Raw genomic sequence first — 18,044 nt, 5'->3', positions numbered from 1 at the left:
AACTTTATAAGTTTACCCTTAGCCAATCCGGATAAGAAATCACGCCCAATTCTGGTCTTTCTTCCCCTTCCAAAATGGCAATAAACTCCAGTGCATGCCCATCAGGATCATTAAAATAAATCGACACTGCGGGCATCCAGGCAAAAACCATGGGTTCATGATTGTCACTGTTAAGAAAATTATAAGGCTGTAGATTTTTAGATTCCAGAAATTGAACTGATTTATTCAATACGTCAACCAGCTCACAGCGAAATGCAAAATGTCTTACATCAATTTCTGCTTTTGGCTTTTCCCAAATTCCCAACATGGCTTCCTGCGGTTTACCAATCCAGAAAAACGCGATTCTGCGTTCCGCTTCATAATGGCATTGCGTTAAACCTAAAACATTGGTGTAAAAATCAACTGATCTTTCCAGATCTTCCACATCAATATGCGTTTCAAACAATCCTTTTATCATGCTGTCAAGGTAGGGATAACTTGTAAACGCAAAAAATCATGTTTTTCGATGTTCACATCAATAAAATCGATTAACATAATTATTTTATAAATTGGGTTACCAAAATCCAGTTGACGTATAACTGAAATAATAGAGCTGGGATGAATAAAAAGATTCTAAAGCATACAGGCAGATTTTTAATTGTTTTTATGGCATTAGTCGGAATTTACTTCCTTACTGCGTTTTGCTGCTCGCGTATAACCATAAATGCCAACCCAACCAATGCAAAAGAAGTTGCCATATATATTATGACGAATGGCGTGCACACGGATATTGTGGTTCCGGCTGTTAGCACAGAAATAAACTGGACGAAAGAAATCCGTTATCAGCTCACTTTAGAAGCAGACAGCAGTTATCAATACCTGGCCATAGGCTGGGGAGATAAACAATTCTATCTGGAAACCCCGGAATTTTCAGATCTTAAACTGAGTAATGGACTGCGGGCAATCTCTGGTCTGAGCACATCCGCCATGCACACTACTTATTATAAAAATATAAGGGAAGATGCAAGCTGTATAAAAATCATGATCAGCAAGGCACAATACCGGCAGCTGGCACATTATATTTCAAACAGTTTTCAAAAAGATGATTCAGGACATTTAATTCCTGTTAAATCAAACATCCATTATGATATTGGCGATGCCTTTTACGAAGCCAAGGGCAGTTATAGTATTTTCAAAACCTGCAATACCTGGGCTAACGCAGCGCTAAAAAGCTGTGGGCAACGCAGTTGTTTGTGGACAATATTTGATACCGGTATTTTTTTAAAGTATGAGTAGCCATGCGATCGATCGCCATTCCCAACTCGATCCGATAACCATCGGATGGGAACCACGGAGTACTCATCGAAGTATCTATTGTCAACCCGAAAACAATACAATTTGATTGTATAAGATTGATTATTTTCAAAGATTGAATCAAAACATTTGATTTAATACGATTTTAATCGATTCTCTATTTTGCCTTGATATTGGAATTTTATCCTGATTATCAAGCAATAGCGTCCCGCCATCTTCTTTCAGATAACTTTTCACATACTTTATATTTACCAGATGTGATTGATGAGTACGTGCAAATCCCTGTGGTTTGAGCAGATCGGAAAATTCTTTCAAGGTTTTGCAAACGAGGATTTGTTCTCGGTTTTTTAGACAAAAAGTTGTGTAGTTGTTAACAGCCTCGCATCTAACAATGTCGCTGATCTTCACGTAAAGCGTTTCTTTTTGAGTGGGCAAGGCGATTTTTGGATCGCGATTACCTGCTTTAATGTAACTGAGGAGATTTTCCAAATTGCTATTGCGTTGTTTTTCCTGAATTCTCAATCTGGCCTTTTCTACGGCAAGCCCAAATTCTCTCACATTAATAGGCTTGAGAAGATAATCGAGCGCTGAAAATTTAATAGCCTGTATCCCATACTTGTCATAGGCGGTGATAAAAATAATTTCAAATGTAATACTTGATAGTTTGCTCAATAAATCAAATCCAGACTGATCTGGCATTTGGATATCAAGGAATACCAGATCTGGCTGATATTGCTGAATGATTGATACACCATCTATAGCGTTGGCCGCAGTTGCTTTAATGGTGATATCGGAGCAATACTTTGTAATAATAAGTTGTAAATTTTCGATGTTATGGGATTCGTCATCAATAATTATTGCACTGATGTTCATGATAGCCAATTGGTTAAAGTTATCGTAATTATAGTACCCCCCTTGTCGCTTTTGATGTCCAGATGGGTAGGCTGATCGCTGTAGATTTGATTAAGCAAGGTAATTCTTTCCAGGCTTAATTTGATACCGTAGCCTGAAGTTTTTTCTAATGGATTAAATCCTTTGCCATTATCAGAAAGTGATATGATAAGATTGTAATTTACACTTACAACATTGATGTGGATTTCCCCCAGTTCTCTTAGTCCTGAAACACCGTGCTTTACTGCATTTTCTACAAGGGGTTGCAAAAGCATGGCCGGAATCTCTATGTTATCATGATTCAAACCTTTTTCAATCGAAATCTCATATTGGAACCCGAACCTAAGTTGCTCCATTTGCAGGTAATCTTCCAGCATTTTTAATTCGTCGCTAATGCTCAACATTTCTTCATTATTGCCATCCAGTACCTGTCTGGTGAGACCAGAAAAAATAGAGAGGTAATAATTTGCTTTGTCTAAATCATTTTTGTTAATTAGGGCTTGGATGGAAGATAGCGCGTTGAACATAAAATGCGGATTAAGCTGCGAACGGATTGACTTCAGTTTCAGTCCGGCAAACTGTTTCTCCTGAACGGTAGTTTTCAATTTACGCTGGTTACGGGTATGGTAAATAAAAAATAGCAAAGCAGCACCCGAGAGTATTACTAAGATATAAGGCAGCATTTGCTTTAGCGATGCCTCCTGAGCTGGTCTCGGTTTTATCGTAATGGGAATGTATACTATATTGCCTCTAGCTCCTTTGCTTTGATCTCCATAACCCGGTGTCAGAGGCTGTATACTTATCCGATATTTCCCAGGATTCTTAAGTAGTTTAGTTTCAATATCATAATAATCTTTTAGCAGATAATAGATTAGTTCATTATTCTGTACAGTATCATTATCCAGATTTTCCAAACAAATGCGATAAGGGATCGTTTCGTGGGCTTTAAAATAGATACGCATGTAGGCTACAGAGTCGGCAGGAAAATACAGCTCCTTTGGTGCACCGGTTTCAGGATCTATCTGACTGGAATAACCATGAATACGCTTAGGATCAGTAAGTTCATAATTAACGGTATCTTTGATCATGGATATACTGGTAATAAATGGCTTATAATGAGTTCTCCAATCGTAAATTATACCATCCCTGATGTTGTAGTTGTTTTTGTTAATGACTTCTACCATGATTGTGCCCTCTGGCGAAGTGAACGTTCCTAACGCTGCATAGGGAACTTTGGCGCCGTATTTCATCTCTAGTTTTGAAAGGGGCGACCAGGGTACAATTTCTACACTATCGTTTTTAACTATGTGATACCTGTAATCTTTTATATTTTCTTTGGAAACGCCCAGTGCGATGAGTGTGGCAGCAGAACCGTCATCGATCAAATAGCTGGGGTAAGTTTTGGTACCTACTTGTACCGGAGCGCCCGTAAATTCAACTGGTTCTTTTGTTAAAGAGCTGAATCTGGAAAATAGCCCTATCTGATACTTGCCCGTAAGACTGGGATCTTTATTTATACGTCGATATTGTAGAAGCGACTGCACTCCCACAAAAATTTGGTGGTCAGGTACGGCCTCATAGGAAGTTCCACTTCCGGCGTGGAAAATGAATTTTTGTGAGTTCGCGTGGATGATAGTTCCAAGCATTAGGCAACAGATTAAAAGAATCTTTCTTGTCATAATTACGTTTAAGTTTAAATGTATTATCACAAAAGTGTAGCTTGAAAATAATCCGGACAACATCTTCTGAGGATACGGAAGAAAGAAACTAGAATCTGGTCGTTTCGAAGTATAATTACGACATTCTGATTCCCAAGTTTTGTTCTTAGAAAGGTAGCAAAGTAGAACCAGAATAATGAGGAGAAAATTAATCTTTTGAGAATATTAAAATTGACATCGTCGCAACCAAATTTATTATGCACTAAACAAAAACATCTTATGGAAATTGACTTTAAACAAGTTATATAATACGATTTCTAAACCTCAAATGCCCAATTTAAAAAAGCAGGCATCACACTTTCCCAGGTTTCAACATCGTGTTTACCGCCAACTTTTTCATAGTAAAAAACCTGGTCAGGCCGTTTGTAGCCTTTATTCAAAAGAATTTTAACCACATCAATGGTATCATCTATGGAGTCTATAATTAAGTTTTTATTCCGATCAGCCTTTTCATCTTCCGTTCCGGTCATCAACCAGAATTTCATATCCGGCTTGCTGGAAGTATTTTCCAGTTGCTGATGCATAATGCGGTCGGCATCGGTATAGCCATCATTTAAATCTTTTTTTCTCCACCAAAATGCGGCTGAAAAAACGCCAACAACATCAAACGCTGCAGGATTATTCCAGGCAATATCAAAAGCAGATAATCCTCCCAGCGAGAATCCGGCAAAACCCACTTTACCGGTAACCGGCATTGCAATTCTCTTTTTAACAAAAGGCAAAAGTTCTTTGATTACAAAATCATTATATAAGTTAGCTTTTGCGCCACGTCCTTTAAAATCGGGCACGCCGGCAACACCATATTCCATTAACCTGTCTTCCGATGACTTGATGGCTACAACAATTAGCCTGTGATTTCTTTTGGCATGATGTGCCGCTTCTAAAATCTGACTAAAATTCATCCTGGCCACATCTTGTCCGTCGTTTAATAAAAGAAGTTCTATTTTTTCATTACCCAAAATACCTTCGGGTGTATAAATATCTATTTCAACCTCGCGCTTTAAATAATTTGAAGATATTTTAAAGTTGCTGGTATTGACTTTTACCGATAAAATGGTGGTGTACTTCATAATCAGAATCCCTATCACATGGCTATCGCCTCAGAATTAGGCTGCAAAGTTACAAATCTCCATAAACTATTAATTATCATAGGTTAATTTTTACAATTGTCAACTCATTTGATCTATTTTTAATGTTTATACTATTCTTAATACAGATTTTAATTTATACCTTAAACATTCAATTTGTATTATGGTTAAAGAAGAACATAAGAAATGGTACAGCCCCAATTTAAGTGGCGAAATCGACATGCTCATCTTTGGTCACGGTGGCATCCCTATCCTACTGTTCCCTACAAGTATGGGCCGATATTTTGAAAACAAGGACTTTAAATTGATAGATTCTGTTGAGGGATTTATCAATGAAGGAAAAATCAAAATTTATTGCCCGGATGGCATTGACAAATTAAGCTGGTACAATAAAAGTATTCATCCTGCCGACAGGGTTAAAAACCACATCTGGTACGATAAATATTTATTGGAAGAAGTAGCCCCGCTTGCCAGGCATGAAACCGGGCATAGTAAAATGATTACCGCTGGCTGCAGTTTTGGCGGTTATCACGCCGCAAATTTTGCTTTTAGGCATCCATGGCTGGTTAGCCATATGTTTAGCATGAGCGGTGCTTTTGATATAACCGGCCAGCTGGATGGTTTTTACAATGATGATGTTTATTTCAACAACCCGGTTGATTTCGTATTAAACAACAGTAACCCTGAACTGCATTACATGAAAATCGTATTGGGTACAACAGACCGCGATATGTGCAGGCCGGATAATGAGCGTTTATCTAACATTTTAAATAAAAAAGGCATCAGCCACTGGCTGGATATCAGACAAAATGCAGATCATGATTGGCCGGTCTGGAGAGAAATGTTTCCGGATTATATTGCACAGCTTTAGTTTAGTCCAAAGTCGGCAGTCTTAAGTCACCGGCCGATTTAGGATATCGTCATCAAACAATTAACCGATTAACCAGTTAAGCAATTAAACTTAAAATTTACCAATGAAGAAAATAGGGATTTTATTTGGACAGGAACGCTCTTTTCCTGAAGCAGTAATCGAAAGAATTAATCAAAAAGCAGAAAAAGGCATTACTGCCGAAGCGGTCAAGATTGATAAGATATTTCAGAATGTACCTTTAGGTTATTCCGTAATCATCGATCGTATTTCGCAGGATGTGCCATTTTACCGCGCCTCGTTAAAAAATGCTGCTATTACCGGAACTGCCGTAATCAATAATCCATTTTGGTGGAGTGCCGACGAGAAATTTTTCAATAATGCCCTGGCCGAGCAAATTGGTGTTCCAGTACCCAAAACTGCCTTGATCCCTTCCAGGGAACATCCAACAGGGACAACATCAGAATCATTTTCTAATCTCGAAATGCCACTAAATTGGGATGCAATTTTTGATTATGTGGGTTTTCCTGCTTATATGAAACCTTACGATGGTGGTGGTTGGAGAGATGTTTATAAACTTCATGATAAAGAAGATTTTTTTGAAAAACATAGTGGCACCCAGCAATTGGTGATGCTTTTGCAGGAAGAGATTATTTTCGAAGAATATTTTAGGTGTTATTGCATAGGAGGCAAACATGTTCGTATTATGCAGTACGACCCCCGCAATCCACATCATTTACGTTATGCTACAGAAGGTAAAACTCCAGATCCGAAATTGCTTAAAACAGTAGAAGAGTACACCCTAAAATTGTGTAATTATTTAGGATACGATTTTAATACGGTTGAATTTGCGGTGCGTAATGGCGTACCTATTGCTATCGACTTCTGTAACCCTGCCCCGGATGCCGACATTAAAAGTGTTGGCCAGGAAAATTTTGACTGGGTAGTGGAAACCACTGCAAATTATGCGATTGAAAGGGCTAAAGCGCAAAAAGAAGGACAAGATAATTTAACCTGGGGCAAATACATTAAATCATCAGTTGGCGGTACACCATTGATTGCTAAAGCAACCCCGAAAGTGGTTAAGGCCGCAGCGCCCAAGAAAGTTGCCACTACAGCAAAGGCTAAAACAGAAACAACACCTGCAAAACCTAAAAAAGCCGCAGCAAAAAAATAATGGGATTTAATTTTTAATCAATAACAGGATGAACGAGTTTACGCTGGGCATAGAAGAAGAATACATGGTAATTGATCCCGTTACCAGAGAACTTACTTCTCACGAACAAAAAATTGTAGAGGCCGCACAAAAAATACACAAAGACCAGGTTAAGGCAGAAATGCACCAGGCCGTGGTAGAGGTGGGCACAGGTATTTGCCGCACCACTACCGAAGCCCGTCAGGAAATTGCACAATTGCGTTATACGGTTTCTCAACTGGCCGGAGAGCAGGGCTTAAGAATCGGAGCTGCCGGCACACATCCTTTTTCACACTGGGAAAAGCAGTTGATTACCGAGCATCCACGTTATAACGAAATTGTGAATGAGCTACAGGAAGCCGCACGTTCAAACCTTATTTTTGGTTTGCATGTGCACGTGGGCTTTCAATCGCGCGAACTGGCTATCCATATCGCCAATCAGGTGAGGTATTTTTTACCCCACGTGTTTGCCTTATCGACCAATTCTCCTTTCTGGGAATCGCGCAATACCGGTTATAAATCTTTCCGCACTAAAATTTTCGACAAATTTCCGCGCACCGGGATTCCTGATATCTTTAACAGCATCGAAGATTACGACAATTACGTAAAACTGCTCATCAAAACCAATTGCATGGATAACGCCAAAAAAATCTGGTGGGATATCCGTGTGCATCCTTTCTTTGATACCGTTGAATTCCGCATTTGCGATTGTCCGATGTTAATTGACGAAACGATGGCGCTTACGGCCTTATTTCAATCTTTGTGTGCCAAACTGTACAAATTGCGTTTACAGAACATGGAGTTTATCAGCTATTCGAGGGCGCTGATTAATGAAAACAAATGGCGGGCAGCCCGTTATGGAATTGATGGAAACCTTATTGATTTTGGGAAAGAAATGGAAGTAAACTGCCGTAACCTTGTTTTGGAATTACTGGATTTTGTTGACGATGTAGTGGATGATTTAGGCTGCCGCAATGATATCAATTATGTGCATAAAATATTGGAACACGGTACCGGTGCAGACCGGCAGTTGGCTGTTTACCAACAAACCGGTAACTTTGAAGCGGTGGTAGATTATATTACTAATCAAACACTTATTGGCGCAAAGTAACTTTAGAAATGGATAAAAGAAGTTTAAAGGTAGCTGTTATCGACATGAATAACGGTGCACCTAACCAGGGCATGCGGGGAATTCAGGAAATTTTATCCCGTTTTAAAAACGAAAACAATATCGATTTAAGCTTTGATATTTTTGACTTAAGACAAAAAGGAGAAATACCAGGCATTAATTATGATGCTTATATTTCAAGCGGTGGCCCGGGTAGCCCAATTGAAAGTAAAGGTGAACAATGGGAAAATGATTTTTTTAATCTGCTTGATCAGATTGAGGTATTTAACCAAATCCATGAAGAAAAAAAGAAATATGCTTTTTTGATCTGCCATTCCTTTCAATTGGCTTGTAGAAAATATAATCTGGGCAACGTTACCGAAAGACGCTCGAACGCTTTTGGTATTTTCCCGATCAACTTAACCGAAGAGGGAGAAAAAGACGAAATTTTTAAGGGCATTACGAACCCCTTTTTTTCGGTCGATAGCAGAGACTGGCAGGTTATAGAGCCGGATTTTGTTGCTTTTGAGCAAAAAGGCGCTAAATTATTGGCTATCGAAAAAGAACGTAAACATGTTGATTTGGAACGTTGTATGATGTCGATCCGCTTTTCGGACGAAATCATTGGTACGCAATTCCATCCAGAGGCAGATCCGATAGGTATGAAAATGTACCTGCTACAAGACGAAAGAAAAAAAGCCATTGTAGATATGCACGGGGAACAAAAATACCTGGATATGTTAAACAGCTTAGATGATCCGGCAAGGATTGTATTAACGCAAAGTATTATTTTACCTAATTTTCTGCATAAAGCAATTCGGAATTTGCAAGAGGTGTAGTCTTAAGGCTTCGTCATTGCGAACTGAAGCAAAGGATTAGCACCGGGGTGAAGCAATCTTTCCCGCAGATTAACTATTTTGACACGTATAGCAACATTTTAAGCAAAAAACGATACTACTTTAGATACAAAGTTGGTTCTGATTTTTTTTCTGGGATACAAGGATATAAAGAAATATCCTATTTTGGTTTCGGCAGGTATAAATCGGATAAACTAGCATTATTATAGAATCGTAAAAGAGAATAATCTATAGTGAAAGAATTTATGGGAGGAAATGAAGAATGTTAGATACAGCACTATTCCGACATAATAGATTGCTTCGTCCGTACCTCCTCGCAATGACGAAACCCCTAAATAATAATACTATGATACCTGCTCAACGCCAAAAGTACAATCAACAATTTACGGATGAAAAGTACCAAAACTTCCTCATTCAACTGCAAAGCAGTTACCCAGAAATCCCATTTCGGGTTGCAGAAACGCCTATTTTTGTTCCAAGAGCTTTAAAAGAAAAATTAATTGCAGCAGGCGAAGAAATCATAAAACTGATTAAGCAACCTAATTTTAAGGCACTCACCCAAAAAGCAATTCCTTCTGATTGGAACGTACCTAACGAAAATCAGCAGCCACACTTTTTAACTTTTGATTTCGGCATTTGTAAAAACCAGGCCGGAGAACTTACGCCCATGCTGATCGAAATGCAGGGATTTCCTTCTTTATATGGATTTCAACATCATCTGGGTAAGACTTTTCAAAGCAGTTTCGGTATAGATGATTCCGTAGATTATTTCTTAAATGGCTTTAACGAAGAAAAATACATTGCCTTACTCAAAGAAGTTATTATCGGCCAGCATAAACCCGAAGAAGTGGCGTTAATGGATGTGGATGCCCCAAACCAGAAAACAGCGATTGATTTTTTTGTAACCCAGAAAATGCTTGGTATTAAAATTTTGGCACTGGAAGAGATTAAACAAGCAGGCACAAAGCTCTTTTACGAAGAAAATGGCGAAAAGATCCAGTTAAAAAGAATTTATAACCGACTGATCTTTGATGAAGTAGCCAATAACACCGAAATCTTCAAAAACAGTTTCGATCCGCGTGAAGAACTCGAAGTGGAATGGGTAACACATCCCAATTGGTTTTATCGGATCAGTAAGTTCACCATGCCTTTCCTGAAAAGTGAATTTATACCCGAAACACGCTTTTTAAACGAAATAGAAAAACTTCCAGGGGATTTAGAAAACTATGTACTGAAACCCTTATTTTCTTTTGCAGGTATGGGCGTTATGATTGATGTGACCAAAACGGATATTGCCAACATCAAGGATCCTGAAAACTGGATTTTACAGCGGAAAGTAAATTATGAACCTGCTGTACAATCGCCCGATGGTGGTGTAAAAGCTGAAATCAGGATGATGTATTTATGGCCAGATGGTGGCGAACCCCAACTATGCATTAATCTCGCCCGGCTAAGCCGTGGTAAAATGATCGGCGTACGCTACAATGCCGATTTTGATTGGGTTGGAGGTACAGTATGTTTTATGGAGAAATAAACTATGTTTTCCTTAACCACAGAGATCACTAAGAATAAGACACAGAGGAACGCTGAGATACACTCCGTAATTCTATGGTAAACTTAAAAAATGAACCTGATCCGATAACGAATAACACATGCTCTATGCCCTCTGTGTAAACTCTTTTTCTCTGTGGTTAAACAAACTTAGCGCTCTTCGCTAAAACCTTCGTGTACTTTGCGGTTAATAATAGACCGTCCGTACACATAAAGACCTTTTTTTTCTCCGTGTAAAACTCCGTTCTCTCCTTGGTAAAAAACTTAGCGCTCTTCGCCAAACCCTTCGTATAGTTTGCGTTTAACAATAAACTATGCATATACATAAAAACCCCTCTTTATCCTTTGTGTTAAACTCATTTTTCTCTGTGGTTAAACAAACTTAGCGCCCTTCGCGAAAAACCTTCGTGTACTTTGCGGTTAATCATAGACCATCCGTACACATAAAAACCTCTTTTTTCCTCCGTGTAAAACTCCGTTCACTCTGTGGTAAAAAACTTAGCGCTCTTCGCGAAACCGTTCGTATAGTTTGCGGTTAATAATAAGTAGCATTCCAATAATTTACATTTAACTGAACACCTTCCTCCTAAAACCCTTTATATTTGTATTATGGATATTCAAACGATTTTAGTCTTTTTACTTTTTGCGGTAGCATTGGTATATGTTGGCCGTTTGGTTTTTAAATCTTTACAGGTAAAAAAAGATGGATGTGGTGGCAATTGTAAATGTGGCGTAGATTTTTCCGATATTAAGCCTGTAAAAAAATAACAGCTTACCTTTATGATTCATCAGTTTCAAAAATACTTACAGGAAAAAATAGAGATCACTGATGAACAGTTCGAAAGCATATCATCTGTTTTAAAGATTAAAAAATTCGAGAAAAACGAAATCGTACAATATACAGGTGATAACTTCAAGCACGGGTATTTTGTTGGCAAAGGTTTGTTACGTGCTTATTCAATTGATGCGAAAGGCAAGGAACACATCCTCCAGTTCGCACCCGAAAACTGGTTGGTTTCTGATCGCAACAACATGAATAACGAACCCTCGATATTTTTCATCGATGCCATAGAAGCAACCGAAGCTGTGTTAATGCCCAACAATTTCATGGAAGAAGCAGCCAGGCAGGTACCATGCTTACAGCCTATGCAAATTAGACTACTCAACAATTCGATCCGCTTTATGCAAAAGCGCATTAATATGCTGCTTAGTGCGACGGCAGAAGAAAGATACCTCGATTTTATCAAACTTTATCCAAACCTTACCCTCCGTGTGCCACAATGGATGATTGCATCCTATCTGGGTATTACGCCCGAATCGTTAAGCCGGGTAAGGAAAGAACTGGCAAATAAACATTTCAGGCCATAGGCAATCTTGAAGGAGTGAGTTTTGAATCTGTAAATGCTTGAGTTAAATCTAAGTTTTCAGCTTTCAACATTCGCTCATCCAATCATTTCCAATTACTTATCATACATCAATAGGTAGCGAAAACCTACGCTTTACTTTTGTGTTGTTAATATAAAAACTCAAAAAACAAAAGATATGGCACAACAGAAATGGACATTGGATCCAACCCACAGCGAATTACAGTTTAAAGTAAAACACTTGATGATTACTACGGTTACAGGTAGTTTAAAATCTTTCTCAGCAGAATTATTGTCTGACGGTGATGAGTTCGAAAATGCGGAAATTTCTTTCAAAGGTGATATCGGTTCGCTTGATACCGGAAACACTGATCGTGATAACCATTTAAAAAGTGGTGATTTCTTCGATGCTGAAAAATTTGCCCACATCGAATTTAAATCCAGTTCAGTAGAAAAAGATGGCAGTGATTATATCGTTAAAGGCGATTTAACCATCAAGGGAGAAACTAAACCGGTTAAATTAACCGCAGAATTTGGTGGTATTGCTGCCGATCCATGGGGCAACACCAAAGCCGGTTTTACCTTAAGTGGAAAAATCAACCGCTCTGATTTTGGTTTAACCTGGAATGCTGCATTAGAAACCGGCGGTGTAATGGTAAGTGAAGAAGTGCGCATTTTAGGTGAATTACAGTTTGTGAAAAGCGTATAAGCGATAGGCGTTTGGCGATTAGCGTAATTCCGCAAAACGCCAAACGCATAACTGAAAGGTTCCAATCATGGAAACAAAACAAGTAGAGAATGTACTAAAAGCACCAGCGCCACATATGGTTGGCGATGGGTTTAGGGTACATAATTTTTTTCCAAATGGTTATCAGATCAATATGAACCCTTTTTTCCTGATGGATTATGGTTCAAAGATCGAATTTTCTGCAAGGAAAGAACCAAGGGGTGTTGGCGTTCATCCACATCGTGGCTTCGAAACGGTAACGATTGCCTATCATGGCGCGGTTGCACATCATGATAGCTCCGGAAACAGCGGAGTAATTTACCCTGGTGATATACAATGGATGACGGCAGCAAGTGGTATATTACATAAGGAATATCATGAAACCAACTATAGCTTAGCTGGCGGACCGTTCCAGATGGTGCAGTTATGGGTTAATTTACCTGCCAAATATAAAATGGGAAAACCAGGCTATCAAGCAATTAAACAAGCTGATATGGCCCGTTTTGACCTCCCTGAAAGTGGCGGTAAAATTGAAATTATAGCGGGCAATTATGAAGGCGTAAAAGGCAATGCCAAAACTTTTAGCCCGATAGAACTTTATAATTCCCGGTTAAATAAAGATGGGCAGGCTACTTTTAACTTTCCCGAGCATTCTAACACCGGATTGATGATCATTGAAGGTTCGATTAAAGTAAATGGGTCAGAAAATGTGGCGGCAGATACTTTTGTTTACTTCGGCAACAAAGGCACAATGATTAAAATCGAAGCCCTGGAAAATAGTGTGATTTTAATATTGAGCGGAGAGCCCATAGATGAGCCTATTGCACAATATGGTCCATTTTTAATGAATACCGAGGCTGAGATTCATCAGGCCATTGAAGATTACAATCACGGTAAATTTGGTTATTTAGAAGAATAAACTGCTCATTGTTACCTAATATTATTTTTAAAACGAAATTTAAAAACGGCGCTTTTTTTTTAGAAAATTGCCGTTTTTTTTTGCTTTATACTGCATATAAGGTAGTTTTTATCTTCTTTGGGAGCGCAATGAATCTGCAAGAAAATAATGGTGTTCCTGTGTTCCGCTTGTACGCTTCGGGCATCGTTTCTCTGCCCTGCAGGGTACCGCTGCACCCAGGGCTATAAGGCCAAGACAGTATTCCATTTTAATGGTATAAAAATGATGTTCATAAACCTGATGGTAGCGGCAGTCCCGAAGAATGAGGGCTACAGCGAACAGCAGGACTGCATACCCCTATGAAACACGGCCCTTTCGTTTCCAAAACCTGGAAAACTGGCCCAACTACTTTTTTTCACAAACAATTATTTTTTAAGCACTAAGCTTGAGGATTTTTATTATGTAGCTTTCCATTGCCTGGAACCAATAGCAGGGGCGCATGCCTCGATGATGGTTTGTTTATCTTCTTTGGGAGCGCAATGACTCTGCAAGAAAACAGCAGAGTTCCTGTGTTCCGCTTGTACGCTTCGGGCATCGTTCCTCAACCCTGCGGGGTACCGCTGCACCCAGGGCTATAAGGCCAAAACAGTATTTCATTTGGTATACAAGCTGCAAAAATGATATTCATAAACCTGATGGCAGCGGCAGCCCCGAAGAATGAGGGCTACAGCGAACAGCAGGACTGCATACCCCTATGAAACACGGCCCTTTCGTTTCCAAAACCTGGAAAACTGGTTTAATTACTTTTTTCACAAACAATTATTTTTTAAGCACTAAGCTTGAGGATCTTTAAAACGGGATAACGACTCTTTTTAAAAATTTCAACAGACGATTAAATTAGTATCTTCGGTAAAACTAACGATCTAAATTTACGGCGCCTAATTTTTAAATCTTTCATCCAATCTTCATATTCGTTAGTGACATTTGATTAATAAATCAGAAAAGAAAAATGTCCGGAAAACAAATATTTCAAACTGAGACTAAAACACGCTGGCACGCATTTACCTGGGTAAGTCGTACGTTTTTTATAGTCTTCATCATTGCTATCATTTGTGTAGTGTACACGCTGTCTTCGGTACAGGCGCCTAATTTGCCTTTTATTAATACGAATACACCCTTAACACAAAAGCAATTAGAGAAATTAAAAAAATCGCAACGGTATAAGGATTTTACCATCGAAAAATCAAAGTTGCAAAAGATAAGAAAAGACCGTGAACGCCGCATCTTGACCCGTCATGGCGATAATAAGCGTATCAACATGGCCTTTTACGTAAGTTGGGCGGCAAGTAAAGAAGCGTCAATATCGGACTTGAAACGCAACATCAGCCACCTGGATATGGTGGCTACAGAATCATTTTTTTTAAACGGCGATTCTATTGTAAACAAAGTAGATACTGCAGCCCTAAAGGTGATACATGCCAGTAAAAAGTCTGCTCTGGCAGTAGTTTCAAATTATAATCAGGACCACTGGGACGGCGCAGCAGTAAGGAGATTATTAACGGATCAGCCAGCCCAGCAAAAACTGATCTATGACCTCATAGCCATAACAAAAAAGTATGGCTATCGCGGAATAAACATAGATTTTGAAGAACTAAACCTTAAAAACAGCGATAGTTTTAACGCTTTTATGAAAAATCTATATAATCAGTTTCACGCTGAAAAACTGATTGTTTCTCAAGATATTTCCCCTGAAAATGACGATTATAAACCAGAAATTCTTCAGAAATATAACGATTACCTGATATTAATGGCTTATGACCAACATACTGAACAAAGTAATGCCGGCGATATTTCGCATCAGGAATGGGTTGAAGAGAAGCTTGATGATATCTGTAATAAGGTAAATCCGGATAAGGTTATTCTGGCTTTGGCCTGTTATGGTTACGATTGGCCGAAAAATAGCGTTGGGGAGCCGCTTACCTACGAGCAGGCAATGACAAGGGCTGTTACTTATAAAAGCAAAATAAACTACGACCCGGCCTCTGCCAATTTAAATTACACCTACAATGATGGAAGCGGTATTAAACATGAAGTATATTTTACAGATGCCGCTACTTATTTTAATTTGATCCGAAAAGCAGACGACTGGGATATTGCTGGTATTGCCCTGTGGCGCTTAGGCTCGGAAGACAAACGTTTATGGTCATTTATTTCCAACGACCTCAGTCTGGATACCTTAAAGAAAAAACCTTTTGATCTACGCAAAATTGCTTCGTTAAACATGGGCGGTATCTCTTATTTAGGCGATGGCGAAATATTAGACCTTATTTCTACCCCCAAACCAGGCAGTGTAAAATTCACTTTAAATAAAGAAAATTTCTCCATTGCAGACCAAAAATATACCAGACTTCCAGAGCAATATGTAATTAAAAGGTTTGGGGAGGCGGATAAAAAGATTGCCTTGACTTTTGATGACGGTCCCGATCCGGTTTATACCCCGCAGATATTAAATATTTTGAAACGGGAGAAAGTGCCTGGCTGTTTCTTTGTGGTTGGCATTATGGCCGAACAGAACATGGAGTTGTTAAGACAGGAATACAATGATGGTTACGAAATCGGCAATCATACGTTTTTCCATCCTGATATGTCGGCGATTGGCCCCAGAAGAGTTAAATTTGAGCTCAATGCAACACGTAGGTTAATTGAAGCAGTTACCGGCCACAGCACCATTCTGTTCCGTGCACCATTTAATGCCGATGCCGAGCCACAAAATATTTCAGAAATTTTACCGGTTGCACAAAGCCGTAAAGAAAACTATATCAACATTGGTGAATACATTGACCCCGAAGATTGGGAGCCGGGTAAAACTGCCGATCAGATTTTTAAAGAGGTGGTAAAACAGCAAAATAACGGTAATATCCTTTTATTACACGATGCAGGAGGAAACCGTGAAGCTACCGTGGCAGCCTTACCGCGGATTATAAAATTCTTTAAAGCCAAAGGTTATACCTTTACCACAGTGGGCGATTTGATGGGCAAAAAAAGATCAGAACTCATGCCTGCAGTAAAATCTACCGCAAACAGTGGCTTTTCAGGTTCTGGTGATTACTTTTTTATCAATTTCTTCTATTATGGAAACATGATTTTAAATATTATTTTTTCTATTGCCATTGTACTGGCGATATTAAGGACCATATTTATCGCTTACTTAGCCATTAGGCAGCGCAAAAGATCAAAACGCAGTGTGGGCAAATTGATACAGCATCCTTCTGAAAAAGTCAGTATTATCATTCCTGCCTACAATGAAGAAGTTACCGCAATTCAAACCATCAATAGCCTTTTAAAAACCACCTACCCTGACTTCGAATTGATTTTTGTGGATGATGGTTCAAAGGATAAAACCTTTCAAATCGTTAATGAACATTTTGGCAATCATCCTCAGGTGAAGGTTTTCCGTAAAGAAAATGGCGGTAAAGCATCTGCATTAAATTACGGTATATCAAAAGCTGCTGCTGAATTTGTAGTCTGTATAGATGCTGATACACAATTAAAAAATGATGCGGTAACCGAGCTTATGCGCTATTTCTACAGTGACAAAGTAGCAGCCGTAGCCGGAACCGTAAAAGTTGGAAACACCAACAACATCATTACCAAATGGCAATCGATAGAATATATCACTGCTCAAAACATGGATAGAAGGGCTTTCGATCTGCTAAATACGATTACAGTAGTGCCAGGAGCGATAGGTGCCTTTAGAAAAAAGGTGATCCTTGAAATTGGTGGTTTTACCATTGATACCCTTGCTGAAGACTGTGACTTAACCATGCGCATTCTGAAGGCCGGTTATAAAGTTAAAAACTGCGACAGTGCAATTGCTTACACAGAAGCACCAGAAACCGTAAATATGCTGCTAAAACAACGTTTTCGCTGGAGTTTTGGTGTAATGCAAAGTTTCTGGAAAAACAGAAAAACATTGCTAAATAAGAAGTATGGCTATTTTGGGATGGTGGGGATGCCTAATATCTTGATCTACCAGATTATTTTACCACTATTTTCACCGCTTGCCGACCTTTTTATGCTTATTTCTTTAATTAACGGTCTGTTCTCACTAAGCGCGATCAATAATCTAACACTCACTGGATTTTCAGGAATTTTAAGTCTCCACAATGGTTTTGGTCAGGTATTGTTCTATTATATCATCTTTATCTTTGTAGACATGATTTTTGCGGCGATTGCTTTTAGGATGGAAAAAGAAAGATATAAGAATTTACTTTACATTTTTCCTCAGCGTTTTTTCTGGAGACAGTTAATGTATGTAGTGTTATTCCGTTCGTTCAGGAAAGCGATTAAAGGTGAACTGGAAACCTGGGGCACCATAAAAAGAACGGGGAATGTGAAGCAACAGGTAGCGTAATAGAATTTCAAAAGAAGTCAAGTTAATAGCCAGTGTACTATAAAAAACTTGACTTCTTTGATTCAGTTAGAA

The 18,044-nt window shown here is 38.8% G+C and carries 15 protein-coding genes; 11 read left to right on the top strand and 4 right to left on the bottom strand.

What is annotated here, in order from left to right:
• Positions 1 to 4: 4 nt before the first annotated feature.
• Positions 5 to 457, bottom strand: a complete 453-nt coding sequence (locus QZ738_RS11330; RefSeq protein ID WP_293787576.1) for a VOC family protein — start codon at positions 455 to 457, stop codon at positions 5 to 7.
• 140 nt (positions 458 to 597) lie between these two features.
• On the opposite strand from QZ738_RS11330, the gene QZ738_RS11325 reads away from it, so the two are divergent.
• Positions 598 to 1,275 (top strand): TIGR02117 family protein, encoded by a 678-nt coding sequence (locus tag QZ738_RS11325; RefSeq protein WP_293787574.1) that lies wholly within the window; start codon positions 598 to 600, stop codon positions 1,273 to 1,275.
• Positions 1,276 to 1,413: 138 nt separating this feature from the next.
• Here the strand turns inward: QZ738_RS11325 and QZ738_RS11320 are convergent, their stop codons facing one another.
• From QZ738_RS11320 to QZ738_RS11310, 3 genes are all read right to left on the bottom strand, one after another.
• Entirely contained in the window at positions 1,414 to 2,166 is a 753-nt protein-coding gene (locus tag QZ738_RS11320) for a LytTR family DNA-binding domain-containing protein (RefSeq protein ID WP_293787572.1), read from the bottom strand.
• Positions 2,163 to 3,830 (bottom strand): sensor histidine kinase, encoded by a 1,668-nt coding sequence (locus QZ738_RS11315; protein WP_293787570.1) that lies wholly within the window; start codon positions 3,828 to 3,830, stop codon positions 2,163 to 2,165. Before QZ738_RS11315 ends, QZ738_RS11320 begins: the two co-directional genes overlap by 4 nt.
• Before the next feature lie 329 nt (positions 3,831 to 4,159).
• Positions 4,160 to 4,972, bottom strand: a complete 813-nt coding sequence (locus tag QZ738_RS11310) for an alpha/beta hydrolase-fold protein (RefSeq protein WP_293787568.1) — start codon at positions 4,970 to 4,972, stop codon at positions 4,160 to 4,162.
• 181 nt (positions 4,973 to 5,153) lie between these two features.
• Between QZ738_RS11310 and QZ738_RS11305 the strand changes: the two genes are divergently transcribed.
• The 10 genes from QZ738_RS11305 (at position 5,154) to QZ738_RS11260 (ending at position 17,972) form a co-directional block, all read left to right on the top strand.
• Entirely contained in the window at positions 5,154 to 5,861 is a 708-nt protein-coding gene (locus QZ738_RS11305; protein ID WP_293787566.1) for an alpha/beta hydrolase-fold protein, read from the top strand.
• Positions 5,862 to 5,964: 103 nt separating this feature from the next.
• Entirely contained in the window at positions 5,965 to 7,035 is a 1,071-nt protein-coding gene (locus QZ738_RS11300; protein WP_293787564.1) for a hypothetical protein, read from the top strand.
• Positions 7,036 to 7,063: 28 nt separating this feature from the next.
• Positions 7,064 to 8,164, top strand: a complete 1,101-nt coding sequence (locus QZ738_RS11295; RefSeq protein WP_293787562.1) for a carboxylate-amine ligase — start codon at positions 7,064 to 7,066, stop codon at positions 8,162 to 8,164.
• An 8-nt stretch (positions 8,165 to 8,172) separates the two neighbouring features.
• On the top strand, positions 8,173 to 9,000 hold the full coding sequence (locus QZ738_RS11290) for a GMP synthase (RefSeq protein WP_293787560.1): 828 nt from the start codon (positions 8,173 to 8,175) through the stop codon (positions 8,998 to 9,000).
• 364 nt (positions 9,001 to 9,364) lie between these two features.
• Positions 9,365 to 10,552: a hypothetical protein gene (locus QZ738_RS11285; RefSeq protein ID WP_293787558.1), complete on the top strand. Its 1,188-nt coding sequence runs from the start codon at positions 9,365 to 9,367 to the stop codon at positions 10,550 to 10,552.
• Between the two features lie 626 nt (positions 10,553 to 11,178).
• Complete coding sequence (locus QZ738_RS11280) at positions 11,179 to 11,337, top strand: FeoB-associated Cys-rich membrane protein (protein ID WP_082458743.1); 159 nt, start codon at positions 11,179 to 11,181, stop codon at positions 11,335 to 11,337.
• A gap of 12 nt (positions 11,338 to 11,349) precedes the next feature.
• The gene (locus tag QZ738_RS11275) at positions 11,350 to 11,937 is read left to right on the top strand and encodes a Crp/Fnr family transcriptional regulator (protein WP_293787556.1); all 588 of its coding nucleotides are present in this window, start codon (positions 11,350 to 11,352) and stop codon (positions 11,935 to 11,937) included.
• 174 nt (positions 11,938 to 12,111) lie between these two features.
• A complete protein-coding gene (locus QZ738_RS11270; protein WP_293787554.1) occupies positions 12,112 to 12,642 on the top strand; it encodes a YceI family protein in 531 nt (176 codons plus the stop codon).
• 67 nt (positions 12,643 to 12,709) lie between these two features.
• Positions 12,710 to 13,579, top strand: a complete 870-nt coding sequence (locus QZ738_RS11265; RefSeq protein ID WP_293787552.1) for a pirin family protein — start codon at positions 12,710 to 12,712, stop codon at positions 13,577 to 13,579.
• A 988-nt stretch (positions 13,580 to 14,567) separates the two neighbouring features.
• Positions 14,568 to 17,972, top strand: a complete 3,405-nt coding sequence (locus tag QZ738_RS11260; RefSeq protein ID WP_293787550.1) for a glycosyltransferase — start codon at positions 14,568 to 14,570, stop codon at positions 17,970 to 17,972.
• The last annotated feature ends 72 nt before the right edge of the window (positions 17,973 to 18,044 follow it).

The sequence above is a fragment of the uncultured Pedobacter sp. genome (assembly GCF_913776295.1).
Classification (GTDB): domain Bacteria; phylum Bacteroidota; class Bacteroidia; order Sphingobacteriales; family Sphingobacteriaceae; genus Pedobacter.
Note: the sequence above shows the minus strand (reverse complement) of the source record. Positions and strands in the feature narration are given on the sequence as shown.

Bases quoted from the DNA above. Each gene is read 5' to 3' on its own strand.
- QZ738_RS11295 (WP_293787562.1), top strand. From the start codon at position 7,064: ATGAACGAGTTTACGCTGGGCATAGAAGAAGAATACATGGTAATTGAT.
- QZ738_RS11275 (WP_293787556.1), top strand. From the start codon at position 11,350: ATGATTCATCAGTTTCAAAAATACTTACAGGAAAAAATAGAGATCACT.
- QZ738_RS11320 (WP_293787572.1), bottom strand. From the start codon at position 2,166: ATGAACATCAGTGCAATAATTATTGATGACGAATCCCATAACATCGAA.
- QZ738_RS11285 (WP_293787558.1), top strand. From the start codon at position 9,365: ATGATACCTGCTCAACGCCAAAAGTACAATCAACAATTTACGGATGAA.
- QZ738_RS11265 (WP_293787552.1), top strand. From the start codon at position 12,710: ATGGAAACAAAACAAGTAGAGAATGTACTAAAAGCACCAGCGCCACAT.
- QZ738_RS11315 (WP_293787570.1), bottom strand. From the start codon at position 3,830: ATGCTTGGAACTATCATCCACGCGAACTCACAAAAATTCATTTTCCAC.
- QZ738_RS11300 (WP_293787564.1), top strand. From the start codon at position 5,965: ATGAAGAAAATAGGGATTTTATTTGGACAGGAACGCTCTTTTCCTGAA.
- QZ738_RS11280 (WP_082458743.1), top strand. From the start codon at position 11,179: ATGGATATTCAAACGATTTTAGTCTTTTTACTTTTTGCGGTAGCATTG.
- QZ738_RS11330 (WP_293787576.1), bottom strand. From the start codon at position 457: ATGATAAAAGGATTGTTTGAAACGCATATTGATGTGGAAGATCTGGAA.
- QZ738_RS11325 (WP_293787574.1), top strand. From the start codon at position 598: ATGAATAAAAAGATTCTAAAGCATACAGGCAGATTTTTAATTGTTTTT.
- QZ738_RS11290 (WP_293787560.1), top strand. From the start codon at position 8,173: ATGGATAAAAGAAGTTTAAAGGTAGCTGTTATCGACATGAATAACGGT.
- QZ738_RS11305 (WP_293787566.1), top strand. From the start codon at position 5,154: ATGGTTAAAGAAGAACATAAGAAATGGTACAGCCCCAATTTAAGTGGC.
- QZ738_RS11310 (WP_293787568.1), bottom strand. From the start codon at position 4,972: ATGAAGTACACCACCATTTTATCGGTAAAAGTCAATACCAGCAACTTT.
- QZ738_RS11260 (WP_293787550.1), top strand. From the start codon at position 14,568: ATGTCCGGAAAACAAATATTTCAAACTGAGACTAAAACACGCTGGCAC.
- QZ738_RS11270 (WP_293787554.1), top strand. From the start codon at position 12,112: ATGGCACAACAGAAATGGACATTGGATCCAACCCACAGCGAATTACAG.